Raw genomic sequence first — 20,634 nt, 5'->3', positions numbered from 1 at the left:
CCATGCCCAGCACGGTGGTGGGCACCGCGATCCAGCGGACCCCCCGCAGCCAGGAGGCGGCCACAAAACCGGCCACATCGGTGGTGGCCCCGCCACCCACACCCACGATCACATCGGTACGGGTGAAACCACGCAGACCGAGCGCCTTCCAGCAGTGGGCGGCGACCTCGACGGTCTTGGCCTCCTCCGCGTTGGGCACCTGCACGGTGACCGCCTCGTACCCGTGGGCGGCGAGGGTGTCACGGATCGCCCCACCGGTGCCCGCGAGGGCCTCCGGATGGAGCACGGCCACCCTCCCCCTGCCTCCGGCGGGGGGACCCCCAGCGTTCCCGATCAGCCCGGGAAGCTCGCCGAGCAGCCGGTGGCCGACCACGACTTCGTACGGCTCCGTTCCGGCGGGGCCGCCGACCCGGATTCGGGCCGGCGGGCGACCGGGGTTGTCCGTGAGTTCCATGAGTTCCTCATTCCGATGCAGAACGTGTCCCGGGGCCGCGTACCGAGGGGTTGGGGAGAACCCGACGCCGGGCGGTGGGGACGACGGCCCGTCTCACGCCCCTTTTTCCATGCCGCCTTCATGGATGAGGACATGCCGTGCCAGGGCCACCCGACCGGTTATCTGCAACTTGCCGAAGATATGGCGGAGATGGGAGTCGACGGTGTGCGGCGAGACATTGAGCACGCTGGCGGTGGCCCGGTTCGTGAGGCCGTCGGCGACCAACCGGGCCACCCGCAACTCGGCAGGGGTAAGACTCGCCCAGCCAAAATTCATGACGGTCGCAGGCATGACGGCATTCACCTCAGTCGTTCCGCGTCATCGGCGTCAATCGCCGCTTCCGAAATCGACTATGCAGGCAGGTGAACGCGGCCTGCAACGGAGCTGGACACACTCCGTCAAGTACCCACGCGGTGCTGTTACACCTCTTCGCGCGGGGTGTCAGAGGGCGGCGAGCCGGGGGAAGAGCGCGAGCGCGTTGTCCCGGCCGATGGCCGTGCGCTGGGCGTCCGTCCACTCCTGGTACGACTCGAAGCCGGCGACGTTCTCCGTCGTGTGCTCGGCGGGCATGAAGGGGAAGTCGCTGCCGAACAGAATCCGCTCCGGAGCGGCGAGCCGGGTCAGGGCCGGCAGCGCGAACACATTCGCCGACATGGCGATGTCGAAGTACAGACCGCGCAGCGAGGCGATCACATCGGCGGGGGCACGCTCGGCGAGGTGCTTGCCGATCGTCGGCCCGTAGGTGAGCCGCTTGGCGAGGAACGGCAGGGTGCCGCCCGCGTGCGAGACGATCAGCTTCAGATGCGGCAGCCGGTCCAGCACCCCGTTGAAGAGCAGGCTCACCACCGTACGGGTGGTCTCGAAGGTGAAGTCGTACAGCGACGGCGGCAGATCGAAGGTGTTGAGGTCCTTCGCCGGCGGCGTCCCCGGGTGGATGTGCACCGGCAGCCCGCGCTCGGCGATCTCGGCGAGGAGGGGCTCGAACTCCGGGTCGCCCAGATACCGGTTGCCGTAGCTGGTGAGCAGGCCGACACCGTCGAGCCCCAGCTCGTCGACGGCGTGATTCAGCTCGTCCTTGGCCGCCGCGACATCGGGCAGCGGAAGGATGGCGAACGCCCCGAAGCGCGTGGGGTGCTGGGCGATCAGCCCGGCGAAGTACTCATTGACCTCACGGGCCAGCCGGCGGCTCGCGTCGCCCTCTACGAAGCTGACGCCGGGCGCGGTGATGGAGAGCACCGAGGCCGCGATGGAGTGGGCGTCCATGACCTCCAGGCTCCGCTCCGGGGACCAGGTGGGATAGTCCACGCCCGGAATGGCGACCCGGTCGCCCAGCGCGGCGCGGTAGGACGGCGGGATCGCGTGGTGGTGCACATCGATCAGACCCTGTGACTGCGTCATGAATTCCTCCGTGTTCCTGTTCCTGTGGTGTTCTCGTCCGTCCTCTCCCCTGGGGGAGAGGTCACCGGCCCGCGTGGTCCGGCAGCCTGTCGGGGCTGAAGCCGAACCACTTCTCGTAGGCGGCGAGGACCGCCGCGTCGTCGGCCAGCTCCTCCTGCTCGCGCCGCCCGTCCACGGTGGTGGTGAGGGTGCGCCCGCCGAGTGTCACGCGTCCCCCGGGGACGGGGATGGAGCACACCTGCCGGGGGAGGAAGGGGGATTCGTCGGCGCTGCGGAACCACCACACGGAGGGCAGGAAGTCCGTGAGCGCGCGCGGCCGGGTCTCCAGCCGGTACTGCAGGACGCCGTCCCGCACCATGTCCAGGTCGCCGTGGGGGGCCTCGGCCAGCTGGAAGACGCCCTGCGGATCGCGCTGCTCCGAGCGGTCGTCGAGCAGCAGCGGCCGGGCGAAGCCCCGGCCGTAGCCGACGTCCGCGAGCCAGGGACCGGCCGTGTCCTCGGTCCGGACGCGCACGATCATGTGCCCCAGCAGCGGACCGAGTTCGCCGTCCTCCAGGACCCGGCCGCCGAGCAGTTCCACCTCGAAGCCGAGCGCGGCGAGCAATTCGTGGAAGGCGCTGTTGAGTTCGAAGCAGCAGCCGCCGCGATTCCGGCCGATTATCTTCTCCAGCGCGGCCTCGCCCAGACTGATCGGGGTGCTCGGCCGGCCGAAGCCGAAATCGATGTTCTCGAACGGGACCGTGGTGAGATGGCGTTCATGGAGATCGGCGAGCGCCGCCGAGTCGGGGCGCTCCGGCCGCTTCGCCCCGATGCGCCGCAGATAGGATTCGACCAGCTTCTGGGACAGCATCTCAGACATACTCCGCGAAGTACTGGGCCACCATGCGCTCGGCCTTCTCCACATCGGCCGCGTACTGCGAGGGCGGGGGCGCCTCGCCGCCCTCCTCGGCCGGTACGCCCAGCTCCTTGAAGAAGGCCTCGAAGCCGGCGGGAGTGAAGATGATGAGCATCTTGCACTGCTGGTCCTCGCTCACGTTCTTGAACGCGTGGACCTTGCCGCGCGGCACGAAGACGAATGCGCCCGCTCCGACCACCTGCGACTTCTTCTCGTTGGATATCTGAAGCTCGCCCTCGATGACATAGAAGGCCTCGTCGCTGTCGTGGTGGATGTGCAGCGGGGGCCCACCGCCCGGGGGCACCAGGGCCTCGATCAGTCCGAGGGAGCCGTGGGTGTTCTCCTTGTCGGCCTTGATGGTGTAGTGATCGCCGAAGATCCAGCGGGCCGGGCCCGCCTGCGGGGGAATGTAGACGATTCCCTCGGATTCCTCGAAGCTCATGTTCTCGTTCCCCTCGGACGGTGCGTGGAATCCCCATTCCACGCACCCCGCCGCTATTTGCCATCACGTGTTCGCGTGATGGCAGGTGGAAGGGGTCCCGTGAATACGGGATGGCTCCGTGCGAAGGACCGGCGATGGTGGTGGCGACGCGCCACACGGTGCGCGCGTCGGCTTCGGGCATCGCCATGCACCGCACAACAAGCATCAGAGAACGGATGGGGACATGACGTCTCGTTTCACCGGCAAAGTGGTACTCGTCACCGGCGGCGGTTCCGGCATCGGCCGTGCCACGGCGCTGGCCTTCGCCCGCGAGGGCGCCACGGTGGCGGTCGCCGGGCGTACGGTCGGAAATCTGGAGGAGACGGTTCGGCTGATCGGCGAGGAGGGCGGCAGCGCGAGCGCCGTCCAGGCGGACATCGCCGTCGCCGCCGATGTGGAGCGGCTGGTGTCGACCGTGGCGGAGCGCCACGGCGGGCTGCACATCGCGGTGAACAACGCGGGCTACCTCCCCGAGCCCGCGCCGCTGGCCGAGTTCGACGAGGCGTCCTTCGCGCGGACCCTGAACATCAACGTCATCGGCACCTGGCTGTCGATGAAGCACGAGATCGCGCACATGCGCGGCAACGGCGGCGGCGTCATCGTCAATGTGGGATCGGTGGTCGGCGCGCATCTGACCATTCCCGGCGCGTCCGCCTACGGCGCGAGCAAGGCCGCCGTCGCCGCGCTGGGCCGCAGCGCCGCCCGGGAGTACGCCGCCGACGGGATCCGGATCAACACCCTCAGCCCCTCCTCCATGGACACCCCCATGTCGCTGCTGGAGAACGAGACCCCCGCCGAGCGCACCGAGCGCGCCAAGGGGATGTTCCCGCTGGGGCGCATCGGCAGCGTCGAGGAGGGGGCGCACGCCGTGCTGTGGCTGGCCTCCGAGGAGTCCGGCTTCGCGCTCGGCCACGACCTGGTCATCGACGGCGGCATCACCTCCTGAACCGGTGCCGGGCCACGGCCCGGCACGGCCCGGTACGGCGAGTGCCCCGGCCCCCGCACTCACGCGGGGGCCGGGGCACTCGCCGTACGGCGGCCGGTCAGGCGTTGACCGCCGTGGGCTCGCCGGCGGTGCTGCGGCCGGCACCGGCCGCGGCGGCCCGCGCGTCGCGCTTCTCCAGCGCGCCCGCCCACAGCGCGCCCAGCAGTCCGGCCGCGCCGAGGCCCGCGCCGACCCAGGCGACCGAGGTGAAGCCGAAGCCCGCGGCGATGGTCAGACCGCCCAGCGCGGGGGCCACCGTGTTGCCGATGTTGAAGGCGGCCGTGTTGGTCGCGCCGACCAGGGTGGGCGCGCCGGGGGCGAGGGTGAACACCCGGGCCTGGAGCGCCGGGTTGGTGACATAGCCGGCGATGCCGAGGATGAAGATCAGGATCAGGGTGACGACCACGTTCTGAGCCGTCATGGCGAGCAGCGCGGAGGCGACGACCAGCGCGCCGAGACCGAACACGAGGCTCTTGACCGAGTACTTCTCGGGGAGACGGCCGCCGATCGTCATGCCGATCAGACCGCCGACGCCGAAGAGCGCGAGGACCGCGGGGACCCAGCCCTCGGTGAGTCCGCTCTCGTCGGTGAGCAGCGAGGCGAGGTAGCTGAAGGTGACGATGACCGCGCCGAAGGCGAAGGCCGTGATGGCGTACGAGAGCCACAGCTGCGGCTTGCGCATGGCCCGCAGCTCCGCCTTGACCGTACGGGTCTCCTCCTTGGCGCCCTTGCCGCCCGCGACGGCGAAGACCGTGCAGACGAGGCTGATCAGGGTGAGCACCGCCACGCCCCAGAAGGCCGCGCGCCAGCCCGCGAACTGGCTCAGCACGGTGCCGGCCGGGACGCCCACGATGGTGGCGAGCGTCAGTCCGCTGGCGACCACCGCGACCGCCTTGGCCTTGGCGTCCGCCGGTACGAGTGCCACGGCCGTGGCCACGGCGACGCCCCAGAAGCCCGCGTAGGCGAGCGCGCTGATGATGCGGGTGGCGAAGAGGAGCCCGTATCCGGGCGCGAGCGCGCCGACGATGTGGGCGATGATGAAGACGGCCTGGAGGGCGACCAGCGCGGTCCGGCGCGGCCAGCTGAGGGTGGCGACGGCCAGCAGGGGAGCGCCGACGACCATGCCGATGGCGAAGGCGGAGATGAGGAGTCCCGCGTCGGGGATGGAGACGTTCAGATCGTCGGCCATCCCCGGGAGCAGGCCGGAGAGCATGAACTCCGACGTCCCTTGGGTGAAGATCCCCAGTCCGAGGACGTAGACGGCAAGGGGCATGAGAATTCCTCCGCTGCGTGGATGATTGAGCAATCATCAGAAAATGATGGAACGTCATATGGCTGCTCGGGCACCCCAGATGCGGCACTCTCGCCTCCACCCAAGACGCTAGCACGTTTTAGAGCACATGCTTCAGAATTGACGTCCGTCCGTCCCGGTCCGGCCGGCCCGGCCGTGCCCCTCGCCGGGGGCGTTCAACTGCCAGAGCAGCAGGGCCGTCTGGGCCCGCTGCCGGCCGTGCGGATCGCCCAGCGGGATGCCCAGGGCGCGCTCGATGCGGGAGACGCGCTGTGCGACGGAGCTGTGGTGCAGATGCAGCAGCTCCGCCGCGTCCCGCAGTGACTTGCTGCGGCAGACCACGTCGAGGGTCCGGACGGCCTGCCCGCCGCCGGCCTCGCCCGCGAGCCGGGCCACGGCCTCCACGTCCGGATGGGCCAGTGCCGCGCTCCGGGGGACGTCGGCGAGCAGGGCCGGCGCGCCCAGGCCCGCCGAGTCCATCAGCTGGGGCCAGGTGGGGCCGAGGCCCGCGAACCGGGCCGCGCGGCAGGCCTGTTCCCAGGAGTCCGGCAGCCGTTCCGCCGCCGCCGGGGGCCCCAGGCCGACGGCCGCGTCCTGCGGCAGCGTCACCCGGCCCGCCGAGGGGGCGGCCGAGCCCGGGAGCAGGATCGCCCCGCCGGTCGGCCACAACACGCCCAGCGGCGCGAGCCGTTCCCCCGCCGAGGGGGAGGTGCGCCCCAGGGCCAGCGCGCAGTCGCGCAGCGCCCGGCGCAGCGTCCCGGGGTCGGCCACCGTCACGGCGGCCACCCGCAGCCGCTCGTCCCCGCGCAGTCCCAGCAGCCTCAGCGCGCGTGAGCGCTCGGCCCCGGAGGTCCGGGCGGAGAGCACCACCCGGACCAGGGCGGGGTCCCCCAGCCGTGGCGGCTCCCCGCCCCCGGCGGCCCCGGGAGTGCCGGGGCGTGCGGGGGGCGGGGTACGCGCGGGCGTCCCGCTCCCGGGGGGCCCGCCGGGCGGCAGGCTGAGCCGGACCTCGCCGAGCAGCAGTCCGTCGACGCTGACCTCCAGGCGGACCGAGGGCGCGCCGTCCCCCGGCCGGGGCGTCGCCGCGTCCGCCGCCGGGGGCGTGCCGGATTCTTCGGCCCCCGGGCCGCTCTCCGCGGTGGTGTCGAAGGAGAGGGCGATGCTCAACCTCGGCTCCCCGGGGGGGCCGTGAGGGTGCTGAATGGGAATCGGACCACGCATCCCTGGACCCTAGGCAGCTGGGCCCGGACCGAAGAAACCCCGCGCCCACACACTGTCAAGTCGCCGTGCCGGGTGGGCCGAAATCGGCGGGGATGCCCCGGGCCGGTCGTCGGTCGTCGGGCCCGGCCGTGCCGGGAGTCGACAGTTGGCGGTGGCCGAGGTCCCCCGCGGGGGCGAGGATGGGCGTACGAGCTGATGCGATGTGATCTGCTCCGGTTTTTGTGCAACTGCTCCAAAACCGGTAGGATGCGCGGCATGGCGAGGCCACGGAAGTTCGACGAGACTCACGCTGTCGGATCTGCGATGCACGCGTTCTGGCGCCAGGGATACAGGGCGACCTCCACCAGGGATCTGTCCGACTGCACAGGCATCGGCCCGTCGAGCCTCTACAACGCCTTCGGCGACAAGCGGCAGTTGTATCTGCGCACGCTTCGCCAGTACTACAGCACCAACACCGTGGCGCAGACCGAGGGCCTTCGCGCCCCGGGCTCCGCCAAGGGGCGGATCCGGAATCTGATGGTCCAAGCCATCGACATCGATCTTTCCGGCAATGAGCCGGCCGGCTGTTTCGCGATCAATGCTCTCATTGAAATGGGGCACGCCGATTCCGATGTCAATGACGAACTGAACCGGCATTTCAGCGCGGTCGAGGACGCCCTCTGCGAAACGATCGCGGAAGGGCAGCTCTCCGGTGAAATAGCCCCCGGAGGAGATGCGCGCGTGCAGGCCCGGCAGGTGCTGAGCACCTATTACGGACTGCGTGTACTGGCCCGCATTCAGAAGGACCGGAACGCGCTCCTGGACGTCGTCGAGAGCGCGCTCGACGCTCTCTAGGGGCATCCGCCCACCGGCCTGACCAAGGTTTTCAACAGATTCCCCCGACTCGCCCGGGCGTCGGCCGCACGGCCGGCGCCCCGCGCCGTCCACGGCCCGCTCCCCATCCGTTTCCGGCCGTTCCCCGCCTTGTCCTTTCGGCCGGGGTCCTTTCCGCCGGTCACGCATTCGCCCGCCCACGTGAACTATCGAGGTCCGGGTGGACACGTTTCAAGTCGGCGTAGCGCCACTAAGTCAAGTCGATACGAGAAACCCCTGGCATATGACGTAGTCGCTTCTGCCGCCTTCCCTCGCTTCCCAAAGCCCTCCAGGGTTGCACTGCGACCGCCCCCTGCACCGCAATCGGGGCGGCAACACTCAGTTCTGGGAGGCGTCAGGTGCACAGTGTCCAGCAATTCCTCCGATCACTTCCGGCGATTCAGCAACCGGACTGGGAGGGGCATGCGGATATCCAGCAGGTGAGGGATGAAATCTCATCCCTCCCGCCGCTCGTCGACATCGACGATGTCGACGACCTGCGCGCCCTGCTCGCGGAGGCCGCCGCCGGCCGGGTCGGCATCATCCAGTCCGGCGACTGCGCCGAGGACTGGGACGAGTGCGCACCGGACGACATCGCCCGCAAGGCCGGCCTGCTCGAAGCCCTCGCCGGCGTCATGAAGATGAACTCGCGCAAGCCCGTGCTGCGAGTCGGCCGGATGGCGGGCCAGTTCGGCAAACCGCGCTCCAACCCCACCGAGACCATCGACGGCGTCGAGTTCCCGGTCTACCGCGGCCACATGGTCAACGGACCCGAGCCGGACCTCGAACAGCGCCGCCCGGACCCCAGACGCATGCTCAAGGGGTACCACTCGGCCCGGGGCGTCCTCGACTCCCTCGGCTGGGCCGGCCGGGGCCGCGGCTCGCTGTCCACCACACCCGTGTGGACCAGCCACGAGGCACTGCTCCTCGACTACGAACTGCCCATGCTGCGGACCCAGCCCGACGGACGGCTGCTGCTCGCCTCGACGCACTGGCCCTGGATCGGCGAGCGCACCCGTCAGCTCGACGGCGCGCACGTCGCCATGCTCGCCGCCGTGACCAACCCGGTGGCCTGCAAGGTCGGCCCCACCATGACGGTCGACGACCTGCTGAAGCTGTGCCAGAAGCTCGACCCGGAGCGGATCCCCGGCCGGCTCACCCTGATCGCCCGGATGGGCGCGGACAACGTGGGCGAGAAACTCCCCGCGCTGGCCGCCGCCGTCCGCGCCGCCGGCCACCCGGTCATCTGGCTGACCGATCCGATGCACGGCAACACCGTCGGCGGCCCCGAGGGGCTCAAGACCCGGCTGGTGACCACCGTCGTCCGGGAGGTCGTCGAATTCCACCGGGCCGTCACCGAGGCGGGCGCGGTCGCGGGCGGCATCCACCTGGAGACCACGCCCGACGAGGTCACCGAGTGCGTGCCCGACCAGCACCGGCTGCACGAAGTCGGCCACAAGTACACCAGCCTCTGCGACCCGCGCCTCAACCCCGGGCAGGCCATCTCGGTGGCCTCCGCCTGGCTCGGCTGAACCGAACCGAACCGAAGCGAAGCGAACCGACGAACCGAAGCGAACCCATGGAGACGGCACCAATGGACAACCGGATCGCCCTGGTCACCGGGGCAGCGGGCGGTATCGGCGAGGCGATCGTCCGTACCCTGGCCGAACGCGGCGCACACGTCGCCGCCGTGGACCGGGACGCGGACGCCCTCCACGACATCGTGGGCAAACTGACCGCCGACGGCCTCAGAGCCGAGGCCTTCCCCTGCGACGTGACCTCCGTCGGTGAGGTCGAGGCCCTCGCCGACACGGTCGAGCGGCGACTCGGCCCGATCGACTACCTCGTCAACGCGGCCGGCGTGCTGCGCCTCGGCGAGGCCACCGCCCTCACCGACGAGGACTGGTCGCTCACCTTCGCGGTCAACACCACCGGCGTCTTCCATGTCTCGCGCGCCGTGGTCGGCCGCATGGTGACCAGGGGCGCCGGCGGCGCGGTGGTCACCGTCGCCTCCAACGCCGCGGACACCCCCCGCACCGGCATGGCCGCCTACGCCGCGTCCAAGGCCGCCACCACCATGTACACCAAGTGTCTGGGACTCGAAGTCGCCAAGCACGGCATCCGCTGCAATCTGGTCGCCCCCGGCTCCACCGCCACACCGATGCTGACCTCGATGTGGACCGACGAGAGCGGCGAGCGCGGCTCCATCGAAGGGATCCCCTCCGACTACCGGGTGGGCATCCCCCTCGGCAAGCTGGCGACCCCCTCGGACGTGGCCGACTCCGTCGCCTTCCTCCTCTCCGACCAGGCCTCCCACATCACCCTGCACGCCCTCACCGTCGACGGCGGCGCAGCCCTCGGCGTCTGACGCGCACTCCGTACCGCGGACACCGTCGGACGAATCATCGAAAGGACCACCCATGGGGGGAATCCCGCCCATCGAGCCGTACCCGATGCCCACCCAGGGCGAGTTGCCGGCCAACATCGCCGACTGGACGGTCGCCCCGGACCGGGCGGTACTGCTCGTCCACGACATGCAGCGCTACTTCGTACGGCCGTTCCCCGAGCACGCCGCACCCGGCAGCGATCTGGTGACCAACGCCGTACTCCTGCGCGAGCAGTGCGCCGAACTGGGCATCCCGGTGGCGTACACGGCCCAGCCCGGCGGCATGAGCGAGCAGGAACGCGGCCTCCTCAAGGACTTCTGGGGCCCGGGCATGCAGGTCTCGCCCGAGGACCGCCAGGTGATCGACCCCCTCGCACCGGCCCCCGGCGACTGGGTGTTCACCAAATGGCGCTACAGCGCCTTCTTCAAGTCGGACCTGCTGGAGCGGATGCGCCTCCAGGGCCGGGACCAGCTCATCATCTGCGGTGTGTACGCCCACGTCGGGGTCCTGATGACCGCGGTGGAGGCCTTCACCAACGACATCCAGACCTTCCTCGCCGCCGACGCGGTCGCCGACTTCTCCCCGGCGTACCACCGGCTCGCCCTCGACTACGCGGCCGAGCGCTGCGCGGTCGTCGCCACCACCAAGACCCTCCTCGCCGACCTCGGCCCGGCCGACGGAGCGGGCCGATGACAGGACAGGACGCCACGGTCCACCAGGACCTGCTGGAGCGGGTACTGAGCGGCGAGCCCTCCGCGTACGCCCTGCTGCGCCGCCCGGAGGCACTGGGCGAGGACACCGTCGAGGTGCTGCTCTGCGAGGCGTCCGCCGTCGCCACCCTCGCGGACATCCCCGTCTCCGAGGCCCCCGAGGAAGGATCCGGGGCCCGCCACGAGACGCTGGCGATCGTTCCGTACCGGCAGATCTCCGAACGCGGCTTCGACAGCAACGACGACGCCGAGCCGCTGATCACCCTGGCCGTCACCGAACAGGGCACCCTGCCGCTCCAGGCCGCGCTGCGCCGGCTCCCCGACGAATCCGTCACCCTCGACGGCGGCGGCTTCGACGTGGACGACCGCAGCTACGCCGAGATCGTGCGGAAGGTCGTCAACCAGGAGATCGGCAGCGGCGAGGGCGCGAACTTCGTCATCAAGCGCTCGTTCGTCGCGGACATCACCGACTACACGCCGCGCAGCGCGCTCTCCTTCTTCCGGCGGCTGCTGGCCAGGGAGTCGGGGGCGTACTGGACCTTCCTCGTCCACACCGGGGGCCGCACCTTCGTCGGCGCGAGCCCGGAGCGGCATGTCAGCCTGCGCGGCGGGACCGCCGTGATGAACCCGATCAGCGGCACCTACCGCTATCCGGCGGCCGGTCCCGACCTGCCCGGTGTGCTGGCCTTCCTCGCGGACCGCAAGGAGGTCGACGAGCTGTACATGGTCGTCGACGAGGAACTCAAGATGATGGCCCGGATCTGCGAGCACGGCGGCCGGGTGGTCGGCCCGTACCTCAAGGAGATGGCGCACCTCGCCCACACCGAGTACTTCATCGAGGGGCGGACCACCCGCGACGTCCGGGACATCCTCCGCGAGACGATGTTCGCGCCCACCGTGACCGGCAGCCCGCTGGAGAGCGCCTGCAAGGTCATCACCCGCTACGAGCCCGAGGGCCGCGGCTACTACAGCGGGATCATGGCGCTGGTCGGCCGCGACGAGGACGGCAGCCGGGTCATGGACTCCGCCATCCTCATCCGCACCGCCGACATCAGCGACACCGGCCGGGTGAACATCGGCGTCGGCGCGACCCTGGTCCGCCACTCCGACCCGATGAGCGAGGTCGCCGAGACGAAGGCGAAGGCGGCCGGACTGCTGGCCGCGCTCGAATCGGGCGGCCCCAGCAGATTCGCCGGCCACACCCAGGTCAGCAAGGCGCTGGTGGGGCGGAACGAGCACATCGCCGACTTCTGGCTGAGCGAGAGCGCGGCGCGCTCCGGGCCGATCCCCGAACTCGCCGGCCGCAGCGTGCTGATCGTCGACGCCGAGGACACCTTCACCTCGATGATCGGGCACCAGCTCTCCTCCGTGGGACTGCGGGTCACCGTCCGCCGGTTCGACGAGCCGTACGACCTCCTCGGCCACGACCTGGTGGTCATGGGCCCCGGACCCGGCGACCCCCGCGACACCGCGCACCCCAAGATCGCCCATCTGCGGGCGGCCGTCGCCCGGCTGCTGGAGGAACGCCGTCCCTTCCTCGCCGTCTGTCTGAGCCATCAGGTCCTCTCGACCCTGCTCGGACTGGACCTGGTCCGCCGCAGCGTGCCCAACCAGGGCGTCCAGCGGGAGATCGACCTCTTCGGCGAACGCCGGCGGGTGGGCTTCTACAACACCTTCGCCGCGCGCAGCGGCGAGGAGAAGAAGGACCACCCGGACGTCGGAGTCATCGAGATCAGCCGTGACGAGGAGACCGGCGAGGTGCACGCCCTGCGCGGCCGCACCTTCGCCTCCATGCAGTTCCACGCCGAGTCCGTGCTCACCGAGGACGGCGTCCGGATCATCGGCGACCTGCTGACCGAGGTGGTGCGCTCGTGCGAGCCGTAGTCGTCTGGTGGGACCTGAAGGAGTCCGCCCAGACCATCGAGTCCCTCCGGGACTTCCTCCGCGACGAAGCGGTCGACCGGTTCAGCGCCCTGCCCGGACTCCGGCTGAAGTTCTGGGTCTCCGACCGGGAGAACGACCGCTGGGGCGCGGTGCTCCTCTGGGAGTCCGCCGAGGCAGCCGCCGCCCCGCTGCCCAACCGGGCCGCGGAGCTGATCGGCTATCCGCCCACCCAGCGGGCCTTCTTCGACGTCGAGGCCACCGCCGAGGGCGTCTTCGAACTCGCCCGGCTGGCCGGCCGCGGCCTCGCGCTGGAGGGCTGAGGGATGACCGCACCCGCCGTGGTGCTGATCGGAGCCCCCGGATCCGGCAAGACCACCGTCGGCACCCTCCTCGCGGAGCGCCTGGGCGTGGGATTCCGGGACACCGACCAGGACGTCGAGCACGGCTGCGGCATGTCCGTGGCCGAACTCGTCCGCCTGCGCGGCGAGGCCCCCTTCCGGGAGCTGGAGCGCATCGCCGTGCGCACCGCGCTCGACGAGCACGACGGAGTGCTCGCCCTCGGCGGCGGGGCGGTCCTCGACCCCTCCACCCGGCGTCTCCTCGCCGCCCACCGCGTCGCCCATCTCAGCACCGACCTGCCCACCGCGCTCGCCCGGATCGGCGGCGCGGCGAGCAGGCCGCTGCTCGCCGACGACCCGGAGCGCGGACTGAGCGAGCTGTTCCGGGTCCGGGGCCCGCTCTACCGGCGGCTCGCCACCCTGACCGTCGACAGCGCGGGCACCCCGGCCCAGGCCGCCCTGCGGCTCGCCCTCGCCCTGGAGACGACGGGAGCCGCCACATGACCCTGGTCCTCGTCCTCAACGGCCCCAATCTGTCCCGGCTGGGCCGGCGCGAACCCGAGGTCTACGGCACCAGCACCTACGACGACCTCGCCAGGCTCTGCCGCACCACCGCGGCGGACGCCGGCCTCACCGTCGACGTCCGCCAGACCGACAGCGAGGCGGAGCTGATCGGCTGGCTGCACGAGGCCGCCGACGGGGGCCACCCCGTCGTCCTCAACCCGGCCGCCCTCACCCACTACTCGTACGCGGTCCGCGACGCCGTGGCCATGATCAAGGCCCCGGTGATCGAGGTCCACCTCTCCAACCCCGGCGCGCGAGAGGCCTTCCGGCACATCTCCGTCGTCACGCCCGTGGTCACCGGCACCATCGCCGGCCTGGGCGTCGAGTCCTACCGCCACGCACTGCTCGCCGTCGCCACGCTCACCCGCTGACGACGCCGACGCCGCTGCCCCGGGCGACGCCGACGGCGACGTCGCCCGCCCTCGCCACCTCGCCCGCCGACACCGGCACCCGGCCGGCCCCCGCGCCCCGCCGAGTCCGGCACCATAAGGAGCCCTGACCCCACGGTGAACATCCAGGCAACCCAGAGCATCCCGGCCTTCGAGTGGACCGAACTCGACCGCCGTACCGTGGACATCGCGAGAGCCCTCGCGGTCGATGCCGTGGAGCAGGCCGGTCACGGCCACCCCGGCACCGCCATGAGCCTCGCCCCGGCCGCGTATCTGCTCTTCCAGCGGCTGCTGCGACACGACCCCGCCGAACCGGGCTGGGCCGGCCGCGACCGTTTCGTCCTCTCCTGCGGCCACTCCAGCCTCACCCTCTACACCCAGCTCTTCCTCTCCGGCTACGGCCTGGAGCTGGACGACCTGAAGGCCCTGCGCACCGAGGGCAGCCTCACCCCCGCCCACCCCGAGCACGGCCACACCCCCGGTGTGGAGACCACCACCGGACCGCTCGGACAGGGCCTCGGCAACGCGGTGGGCATGGCGATGGCCGCCCGCCGCGAACGCGGACTCTTCGACCCGGACGCCGCACCCGGGACCTCCCCCTTCGACCACGCCGTCTGGGTCTTCGCCTCCGACGGCGACCTGGAGGAGGGCATCAGCCACGAGGTCGGCTCCCTCGCCGGGCACCAGGGCCTGGGCAACCTCATCGTGCTCTGGGACGACAACCGCATCTCCATCGAGGACGACACCGCCATCGCCGTCTCCGAGGACGTGCTCGGCCGTTACGCGGCGTACGACTGGCATGTCCAGCGGGTCGACTGGACCCGCACCGGCGAGTACGCCGAGGACGTCGAAGCCCTGCACACCGCCCTCGCCGCGGCCCGCGCCGAGACCGGCCGGCCCTCGCTCATCGCCCTGCGCACCATCATCGGCTGGCCCGCGCCCACCCGGCAGAACACCGGAAAGGTCCACGGCTCCGCCCTCGGCGCGACCGAGAGCGCCGCCACGAAGACCGCCCTGGGGCTCGACCCCGAGGCCTCGTTCCAGGTGCCGGCCGAGCTCCTCGCCCACGCCCGCCGCGTCGGCGACCGCGGCCGGGCCCAGCGCCTCGCCTGGGAGAAGCGGTACCAGGACTGGCGCACCGAACTGCCCGAACACGCCGCCCTCTTCGACCGCGTCAGCGCCCGCCGGCTGCCCGACGGCTGGTCGCGGGCGCTGCCGGACTTCCCCGCCGGGGAGAAGATCGCCACCCGCAAGGCCTCGGGCGAAGTGCTGTCCGCGCTGGCCGCGACCCTGCCCGAACTGTGGGGCGGCTCCGCCGACCTCGCCGAGAGCAACAACACCACGATGAAGGGCGAGCCCTCCTTCGTACCCGAACACCACGCCACAGCGGCGTTTCCCGGCCACAGGTACGGCCGCACACTCCACTTCGGCATCCGCGAGCACGGCATGGGCGCGATCCTCAACGGCATCGCCCTGCACGGCGGCACCCGGCCCTACGGAGGGACCTTCCTGGTCTTCTCCGACTACATGCGGCCCGCCGTACGGCTCGCGGCGATGATGAAGCTGCCCGTCACCTACGTCTGGACCCACGACTCGATCGGCCTCGGCGAGGACGGCCCCACCCACCAGCCCGTCGAGCACCTGTGGTCGCTGCGCGCGATCCCCGGACTCGACGTCGTCCGCCCGGCCGACGCCCATGAGACCGCCGCCGCCTGGCGGGCGATCCTGGAGCGCACCGACCGGCCCGCCGGACTCTGCCTCACCCGGCAGAATCTGCCGGTCCTGCCCGACCCCGGCGCGGAGGCCGTCGCCCGCGGCGGCTATGTGCTGGCCGAGGCGGCGGGCGGCACCCCCGAGGCGATCATCCTGGCCACCGGCAGCGAGGTCCACATCGCCCTGGAGGCCCGGAGCGTCCTGCAACAGGAGGGCACGGCCACCCGCGTCGTCTCGCTGCCCTGCCTGGAGTGGTTCGCCGAACAGCGGCAGGAGTACCGCGACGCCGTGCTCCCGCCCCGGGTGCGCGCCAGGGTCTCCGTCGAAGCCGGCTCGACACTCGGCTGGCACCGGTGGACCGGCGACGCAGGAGAGGCCCTCGGCATCGACGAGTTCGGCGCCTCCGCCCCGCCCGCCGCACTCTACGAGCGCTTCGGCCTCACCCCCGAGCGGGTGGCGGCGGCGGTCCGCGCGAGCGTGTCCAGAGCCGCCGGAAACGCGCGATGAGCGGTTCCGCACTGCGCAGGCTCACCGAAGCGGGCGTCTCCCTCTGGCTCGACGACATCAGCCGCGCCCGACTCACCGGCGGCTCCCTCGCCGAACTCGTCCGCGACTGGCGGATCTCCGGCGTCACCTCCAACCCCACCGTCTTCGCCCGGGCGCTCACCGCCGGAACCGACTACGCGGAGCAGCTGAGCGTCCTCGCGGCCGGCGGGGCCACCCCCGAGGAGGCCGTGTGGGAGCTGATGACCCATGACATCCGCGACGCCTGCGACCTGCTGCTGCCCGTGTACGAGCGGACCGGCGGCGTCGACGGGCTGGTCTCGGTCGAGGTCGACCCCCGGCTCGCCCACGACAGCGCCGCCACCCTCGCCCAGGCCCGCGAACTGAGCCGGGAGATCGGCCGGCCCAACCTCCTGGTGAAGATCCCCGCCACCGACGCCGGGGAGAAGGCCGTCGCCGACTGCCTCGCCGAGGGCATCGGCGTCAACGCCACCCTGATCTTCTCCGCCGAACGCTGCCGCCGGATCGCCGCCGCCCATGTGGACGGAATGGCCCGGGCCGCCGCCGCCGGGCACCGCATCGCCGGGCTCAACTCGGTCGCCTCCTTCTTCGTCAGCCGCGTCGACACCGCCGTGGACGCGCTGCTCGACCGCGACGGCTCCGCCGAGGCCAAGGCCCTGCGCGGCACGGTCGCGCTGGCCGCCGCCCGGCTCGCCCACGAACAGCACACCACGGCGTACGAGGACCCGCGCTGGCCCGCCCTGGAGCGCTCCGGAGCCCGCCGCCAGCGGCTGCTGTGGGCCTCGACCGCCGTGAAGAACCCCGACTACCCCGACACCCACTACGCGGACGGGCTGATCGTCCCCAACACCGTCAACACCATGCCGGAGGAGACCCTGCGCGCCGTCGCCGACCACGGTCTCACCCGCGCGGCGGCCCGGGACGAGACGGCCCACGCCCACGCCCGGCATGTCTTCGAGTGCATGAGCTGGTTCAACATCCCGCTCCCCGACATCACCTCCCAGCTGGAGGAGGAGGGGCTCAAACAGTTCACCGCCTCGTGGCACCGGCTTCTGGACACCGTGGCCCCCACCCTCGACGGAGCACCCCGATGACCACCTCCACCCCGACCGACACCCCCCTGATCGCCCGCATCCCGGGCTCCAAGAGCATCACCAACCGCGCCCTGCTGCTGGCCGCCGCCGCCGACGGCGTCAGCTATCTGCGCGCCCCCCTCGTCAGCGAGGACACGATCGCCTTCCGCGAAGCGCTGACCGCCCTGGGCGTACGGGTGAGCGCCACCCCGCACGACGAGTTCTGGGAGGTCGAGGGGCTGGGCCGGGGCCCCTCGGGCGGTGCCGACATCTGGTGCGCCGACGCCGGGACCGCCGCCCGCTTCCTGCCTCCCTTCACCGCCGCCGGCCACGGCTCCTACCTCTTCGACGGCACGGCCCAGCTCAGGGCCCGCCCGCTGCGCCCGCTGCGGGAGGCCCTGGAGCGGCTCGGCGCGAAGACCGGCTCCGAGGGCGAGGGCGATCTGCCGCTGCGTATCGACGCCGAGGGTCTCGACGGCGGCGCACTCACCGTGGACGGCGGGCTGAGCAGCCAGTTCCTCAGCGGACTGCTGATGGCCGCGCCGCTGCTGCGGTCCCCGCTGACCGTGACCGTGCGGGAGCTGGTGAGCCGTCCCTACATCGACATGACCATGGCGCTCATGCGCCGCTTCGGCGCGGAGCCCGCCGAGCGCACCCCGGGCGTCATCAGCCTCCCGGCCGGCGGTTACTCCGCCACCGACCTGGTGATCGAACCGGACGCCTCCACCGCCTCGTACGTCTTCGCGGCGGCCGCCGTCACCGGCCGTACGGTCACCGTGCCCGGACTCGGCCGCGACAGCCTCCAGGGCGACCTCGGCTTCGTCGAGGTGCTGCGGACCGCCGGGGCCCGGGTGGAGACCGGCGCGGAGAGCACCACGGTCACCGGCGCGGCCGGCGGGGCGCTGCGCGGCGGCTTCGACGTGGACATGGGCGAGATCTCGGACACCTTCATGACGCTGGCGGCCATCGCCCCCCTCGCCGACGCGCCCATCACCGTACGGGGCATCGGACACGCCCGGCTCAAGGAGTCGGACCGGGTCGAGGCGATCGCCCAGAACCTCGCCGCGTGCGGGGTGGAGACCGAGAGCGGCCGGGACTGGATCACCGTCCACCCGGGCCCGGTGCGCCCCGCCCGGATCGCCTGCCACCGCGACCACCGGATCGCCATGGCCTTCTCGGTGCTCGGACTGCGCCACCCCGGGCTGGTCCTCGACGACCCGTCCTGTGTGGGCAAGACCTTCCCCGGCTTCCACGGCGAGCTGCACCGGCTGTTCCCGGACCACGCGCCGCTCCCGCCCGCCGCCACCCCCTGATCCCACGCCCGTTCCCTTCAGTTCACCCCAGGAAGAATGAGTCATACGAGGATGGAAGAGACGATGCGCATACTCGTCGCCGGCGGCGGGATCGGCGGACTGGCCACAGCGATCAGCCTCGCGGCCCAGGGACACCGGGTCACCGTGCTGGAGCGCAGGGACGACTTCGCCGAACTGGGCGCGGGCATCCAGCTGGGGCCGAACGCCTTCCACGCGCTCGACCGGCTGGGCGCGGGGCAGGCCGTCCGCGACCGGGCCGTCTTCATCGACGAGCTGCGGTTCATGGACGCCACCACCGGCCGCCAGGTCGTCCGGATGCCGCTGACCGGGCCCTACCGGGAGCGGTTCGGCAACCCCTACGCGGTGGTGCACCGGGGCGACCTCTATCAGCCGCTGCTCGACGCCTGCCGCGCCTCCGACGCCGTCGAGCTGGTCCCCGGCCAGTCCGTCGTCCGCTACGAGCAGACCGAGGACGAGGTCACCGTGCACACCGCGGCCGGCTCCACCTTCACCGGGGACGCGCTGATCGGGGCCGACGGCATCCGCTCGTCCGTCCGGGGCCAGCTCGTCGGCGACGGCGAGCCCCGGGTCTCCGGGCACACCATCTACCGCTCCGTCATTCCGATGGAGCGGGTCCCCGAGGAGCTGCGCTGGAACAGCGTCACCCTCTGGGCGGGGCCCAAGTGGCACTTCGTCCACTATCCGATCGGCGGCGGCCGGTTCCTGAATCTGGCCGCCACCCGCGACGACGCCGCTCCGGACGCCCTCGTCGGGGTGCCCGCCGCACGCGACCACGTGCTCGCCGAGTTCCCCGAGATGAGCGACGCGGCCCGCAGGCTGCTGGAGCTGGGCGAGGAGTGGAAGACCTGGGTGCTGTGCGACCGCGACCCGGTGGAGAACTGGACGGACGGACGCGTGGCGCTGCTGGGCGACGCGGCCCACCCGATGCTCCAGTACGCGGCCCAGGGGGCCTGCATGGCCCTGGAGGACGCGGTCGTCATCGGGGACCTCCTCGTGGGCGACGGCCAGGACGTGCCGGCCAGGCTGGAGAAGTACAACGCCCAGCGCCGCGACCGCACGGCGAAAACCCAGCTGGTGGCCCGGGAGATGGGGAGCCAGCTGTACCACCCCGCCGGGGAGCGGGCCGCGGCCCGCAACGACATGCTCTCCGCACTCGGCGCGGAGGACCTGTACGACAAGGTGTCCTGGCTGCACGGGGCGCGCGATTCGGTCGAAGGAGAAGTGCGTTGAGCAGGTTGCGTTGGCTGACGGCGGGGGAGTCCCACGGACCCGCACTGGTGGCGACGCTGGAGGGTCTTCCCGCCGGTGTCCCGATCACCACGGAGATGGTGGCGGACCACTTGGCGCGGCGGCGGCTGGGGTACGGGCGCGGGGCGCGGATGAAGTTCGAGCGTGACGAGGTCACGTTCATCGGCGGTGTGCGTCACGGTCTGACCATGGGATCGCCGGTGGCGGTCATGGTCGGCAACACCGAGTGGCCCAAGTGGGACAAGGTCATGGCCGCCGACCCCGTCGACGTCGAGGAACTGGCGGCGCTCGCCCGCAACGCCCCGCTCACCCGCCCCCGCCCCGGCCACGCCGACCTCGCCGGGATGCAGAAGTACAACCTGGAGGAGGCGCGGCCGATCCTGGAGCGCGCCAGTGCGCGGGAGACGGCGGCTCGGGTGGCGCTGGGCGCGGTGGCCCGCTCCTACCTCAAGGAGACCGCCGGCATCGAGATCGTGTCGCACGTGATCGAGCTGGCGGGTGCGAAGGCCCCCCTCGGTGTCTACCCGACGCCCGCCGATGTGGAGAAGCTGGACGCGGATCCGGTGCGGTGCCTGGACGCGGACGCGTCGAAGGCGATGGTCGCGGAGATCGACCAGGCCCACAAGGACGGCGACACCCTCGGCGGAGTCGTCGAGGTGCTGGCCTACGGTGTTCCGGTCGGTCTGGGTTCGCATGTGCACTGGGACCGGCGGCTGGACGCCCGGCTCGCGGCGGCTCTGATGGGTATTCAGGCGATCAAGGGTGTCGAGCTGGGTGACGGCTTCGAGCTGGCGCGTGTGCCCGGTTCGCAGGCGCACGACGAGATCGTGGCGACCGGTGACGGGCTGCGGCG

21 protein-coding genes are annotated in these 20,634 nt (G+C 71.7%); 14 read left to right on the top strand and 7 right to left on the bottom strand.

All coding sequences use genetic code 11. From position 1 onward, the window contains the following. The 5 genes from ABD371_RS35175 to ABD371_RS35155 form a co-directional block, all read right to left on the bottom strand. Nucleotides 1-454 (bottom strand): iron-containing alcohol dehydrogenase (locus ABD371_RS35175; protein ID WP_344486648.1); only part of this gene is annotated, 454 nt, incomplete at its 3' end. A gap of 93 nt (nucleotides 455-547) precedes the next feature. Then, entirely contained in the window at nucleotides 548-784 is a 237-nt protein-coding gene (locus tag ABD371_RS35170) for a helix-turn-helix domain-containing protein (RefSeq protein WP_344486646.1), read from the bottom strand. Nucleotides 785-934: 150 nt separating this feature from the next. Next, nucleotides 935-1,891: an amidohydrolase family protein gene (locus ABD371_RS35165; protein ID WP_344486645.1), complete on the bottom strand. Its 957-nt coding sequence runs from the start codon at nucleotides 1,889-1,891 to the stop codon at nucleotides 935-937. A 61-nt stretch (nucleotides 1,892-1,952) separates the two neighbouring features. Further along, nucleotides 1,953-2,750: an arylamine N-acetyltransferase family protein gene (locus ABD371_RS35160; protein WP_344486642.1), complete on the bottom strand. Its 798-nt coding sequence runs from the start codon at nucleotides 2,748-2,750 to the stop codon at nucleotides 1,953-1,955. Next, a complete protein-coding gene (locus ABD371_RS35155; protein WP_344486640.1) occupies nucleotides 2,743-3,228 on the bottom strand; it encodes a quercetin 2,3-dioxygenase in 486 nt (161 codons plus the stop codon). Before ABD371_RS35155 ends, ABD371_RS35160 begins: the two co-directional genes overlap by 8 nt. A gap of 223 nt (nucleotides 3,229-3,451) precedes the next feature. On the opposite strand from ABD371_RS35155, the gene ABD371_RS35150 reads away from it, so the two are divergent. Further along, complete coding sequence (locus tag ABD371_RS35150; RefSeq protein ID WP_344486638.1) at nucleotides 3,452-4,213, top strand: SDR family NAD(P)-dependent oxidoreductase; 762 nt, start codon at nucleotides 3,452-3,454, stop codon at nucleotides 4,211-4,213. Between the two features lie 97 nt (nucleotides 4,214-4,310). Here the strand turns inward: ABD371_RS35150 and ABD371_RS35145 are convergent, their stop codons facing one another. After that, entirely contained in the window at nucleotides 4,311-5,525 is a 1,215-nt protein-coding gene (locus tag ABD371_RS35145; RefSeq protein ID WP_344486635.1) for a Cmx/CmrA family chloramphenicol efflux MFS transporter, read from the bottom strand. 132 nt (nucleotides 5,526-5,657) lie between these two features. Next, nucleotides 5,658-6,710, bottom strand: a complete 1,053-nt coding sequence (locus ABD371_RS35140; RefSeq protein ID WP_344486632.1) for a PucR family transcriptional regulator — start codon at nucleotides 6,708-6,710, stop codon at nucleotides 5,658-5,660. 309 nt (nucleotides 6,711-7,019) lie between these two features. Between ABD371_RS35140 and ABD371_RS35135 the strand changes: the two genes are divergently transcribed. The 13 genes from ABD371_RS35135 to aroC all read left to right on the top strand — a co-directional run. Then, entirely contained in the window at nucleotides 7,020-7,598 is a 579-nt protein-coding gene (locus tag ABD371_RS35135) for a TetR/AcrR family transcriptional regulator (protein WP_344486629.1), read from the top strand. A gap of 377 nt (nucleotides 7,599-7,975) precedes the next feature. Beyond that, a complete protein-coding gene (locus tag ABD371_RS35130; RefSeq protein ID WP_344486626.1) occupies nucleotides 7,976-9,148 on the top strand; it encodes a 3-deoxy-7-phosphoheptulonate synthase in 1,173 nt (390 codons plus the stop codon). 62 nt (nucleotides 9,149-9,210) lie between these two features. Continuing rightward, nucleotides 9,211-9,984, top strand: coding sequence for a 2,3-dihydro-2,3-dihydroxybenzoate dehydrogenase (locus tag ABD371_RS35125; RefSeq protein WP_344486651.1), 774 nt, complete (start codon nucleotides 9,211-9,213; stop codon nucleotides 9,982-9,984). A 52-nt stretch (nucleotides 9,985-10,036) separates the two neighbouring features. Continuing rightward, nucleotides 10,037-10,696, top strand: a complete 660-nt coding sequence (locus tag ABD371_RS35120) for an isochorismatase family protein (RefSeq protein WP_344486623.1) — start codon at nucleotides 10,037-10,039, stop codon at nucleotides 10,694-10,696. Continuing rightward, a complete protein-coding gene (locus ABD371_RS35115) occupies nucleotides 10,693-12,597 on the top strand; it encodes an anthranilate synthase family protein (protein ID WP_344486620.1) in 1,905 nt (634 codons plus the stop codon). The genes ABD371_RS35120 and ABD371_RS35115 overlap by 4 nt, the downstream gene beginning before the upstream one ends. Continuing rightward, nucleotides 12,585-12,917, top strand: coding sequence for a hypothetical protein (locus ABD371_RS35110; RefSeq protein ID WP_344486617.1), 333 nt, complete (start codon nucleotides 12,585-12,587; stop codon nucleotides 12,915-12,917). The genes ABD371_RS35115 and ABD371_RS35110 overlap by 13 nt, the downstream gene beginning before the upstream one ends. A gap of 3 nt (nucleotides 12,918-12,920) precedes the next feature. After that, entirely contained in the window at nucleotides 12,921-13,439 is a 519-nt protein-coding gene (locus ABD371_RS35105; protein ID WP_344486614.1) for a shikimate kinase, read from the top strand. Then, complete coding sequence (gene aroQ, locus ABD371_RS35100) at nucleotides 13,436-13,870, top strand: type II 3-dehydroquinate dehydratase (RefSeq protein ID WP_344486611.1); 435 nt, start codon at nucleotides 13,436-13,438, stop codon at nucleotides 13,868-13,870. The genes ABD371_RS35105 and aroQ overlap by 4 nt, the downstream gene beginning before the upstream one ends. A gap of 135 nt (nucleotides 13,871-14,005) precedes the next feature. Beyond that, nucleotides 14,006-16,108 (top strand): transketolase, encoded by a 2,103-nt coding sequence (gene tkt, locus ABD371_RS35095; protein WP_344486608.1) that lies wholly within the window; start codon nucleotides 14,006-14,008, stop codon nucleotides 16,106-16,108. Then, the gene (tal, locus tag ABD371_RS35090; protein WP_344486605.1) at nucleotides 16,105-17,220 is read left to right on the top strand and encodes a transaldolase; all 1,116 of its coding nucleotides are present in this window, start codon (nucleotides 16,105-16,107) and stop codon (nucleotides 17,218-17,220) included. Before tkt ends, tal begins: the two co-directional genes overlap by 4 nt. After that, on the top strand, nucleotides 17,217-18,512 hold the full coding sequence (gene aroA, locus ABD371_RS35085) for a 3-phosphoshikimate 1-carboxyvinyltransferase (protein WP_344486602.1): 1,296 nt from the start codon (nucleotides 17,217-17,219) through the stop codon (nucleotides 18,510-18,512). Before tal ends, aroA begins: the two co-directional genes overlap by 4 nt. Before the next feature lie 51 nt (nucleotides 18,513-18,563). Next, nucleotides 18,564-19,763 carry a 3-hydroxybenzoate 6-monooxygenase gene (locus ABD371_RS35080; RefSeq protein ID WP_344486600.1) on the top strand — a complete coding sequence of 400 codons (1,200 nt, stop codon included), beginning with the start codon at nucleotides 18,564-18,566 and terminating at the stop codon, nucleotides 19,761-19,763. After that, a partial coding sequence (gene aroC, locus ABD371_RS35075) for a chorismate synthase (RefSeq protein ID WP_344486597.1) occupies nucleotides 19,760-20,634 on the top strand: 875 nt, incomplete at its 3' end. The genes ABD371_RS35080 and aroC, both read left to right, overlap by 4 nt.

It is taken from the genome of Streptomyces amakusaensis, assembly GCF_039532665.1.
In the GTDB taxonomy this organism is placed as follows: Bacteria; Actinomycetota; Actinomycetes; order Streptomycetales; family Streptomycetaceae; genus Streptomyces; species Streptomyces amakusaensis.
Note: the sequence above shows the minus strand (reverse complement) of the source record. Positions and strands in the feature narration are given on the sequence as shown.

Excerpts from the sequence above, each read along its gene's own strand:
- aroQ (WP_344486611.1), top strand. The coding sequence starts at position 13,436 with ATGACCCTGGTCCTCGTCCTCAACGGCCCCAATCTGTCCCGGCTGGGC.
- aroA (WP_344486602.1), top strand. The coding sequence starts at position 17,217 with ATGACCACCTCCACCCCGACCGACACCCCCCTGATCGCCCGCATCCCG.
- ABD371_RS35170 (WP_344486646.1), bottom strand. The coding sequence starts at position 784 with ATGCCTGCGACCGTCATGAATTTTGGCTGGGCGAGTCTTACCCCTGCC.
- ABD371_RS35150 (WP_344486638.1), top strand. The coding sequence starts at position 3,452 with ATGACGTCTCGTTTCACCGGCAAAGTGGTACTCGTCACCGGCGGCGGT.
- ABD371_RS35165 (WP_344486645.1), bottom strand. The coding sequence starts at position 1,891 with ATGACGCAGTCACAGGGTCTGATCGATGTGCACCACCACGCGATCCCG.
- ABD371_RS35120 (WP_344486623.1), top strand. The coding sequence starts at position 10,037 with ATGGGGGGAATCCCGCCCATCGAGCCGTACCCGATGCCCACCCAGGGC.
- ABD371_RS35145 (WP_344486635.1), bottom strand. The coding sequence starts at position 5,525 with ATGCCCCTTGCCGTCTACGTCCTCGGACTGGGGATCTTCACCCAAGGG.
- ABD371_RS35115 (WP_344486620.1), top strand. The coding sequence starts at position 10,693 with ATGACAGGACAGGACGCCACGGTCCACCAGGACCTGCTGGAGCGGGTA.
- ABD371_RS35125 (WP_344486651.1), top strand. The coding sequence starts at position 9,211 with ATGGACAACCGGATCGCCCTGGTCACCGGGGCAGCGGGCGGTATCGGC.
- ABD371_RS35160 (WP_344486642.1), bottom strand. The coding sequence starts at position 2,750 with ATGTCTGAGATGCTGTCCCAGAAGCTGGTCGAATCCTATCTGCGGCGC.
- tal (WP_344486605.1), top strand. The coding sequence starts at position 16,105 with ATGAGCGGTTCCGCACTGCGCAGGCTCACCGAAGCGGGCGTCTCCCTC.
- ABD371_RS35135 (WP_344486629.1), top strand. The coding sequence starts at position 7,020 with ATGGCGAGGCCACGGAAGTTCGACGAGACTCACGCTGTCGGATCTGCG.
- ABD371_RS35155 (WP_344486640.1), bottom strand. The coding sequence starts at position 3,228 with ATGAGCTTCGAGGAATCCGAGGGAATCGTCTACATTCCCCCGCAGGCG.
- ABD371_RS35105 (WP_344486614.1), top strand. The coding sequence starts at position 12,921 with ATGACCGCACCCGCCGTGGTGCTGATCGGAGCCCCCGGATCCGGCAAG.
- ABD371_RS35080 (WP_344486600.1), top strand. The coding sequence starts at position 18,564 with ATGGAAGAGACGATGCGCATACTCGTCGCCGGCGGCGGGATCGGCGGA.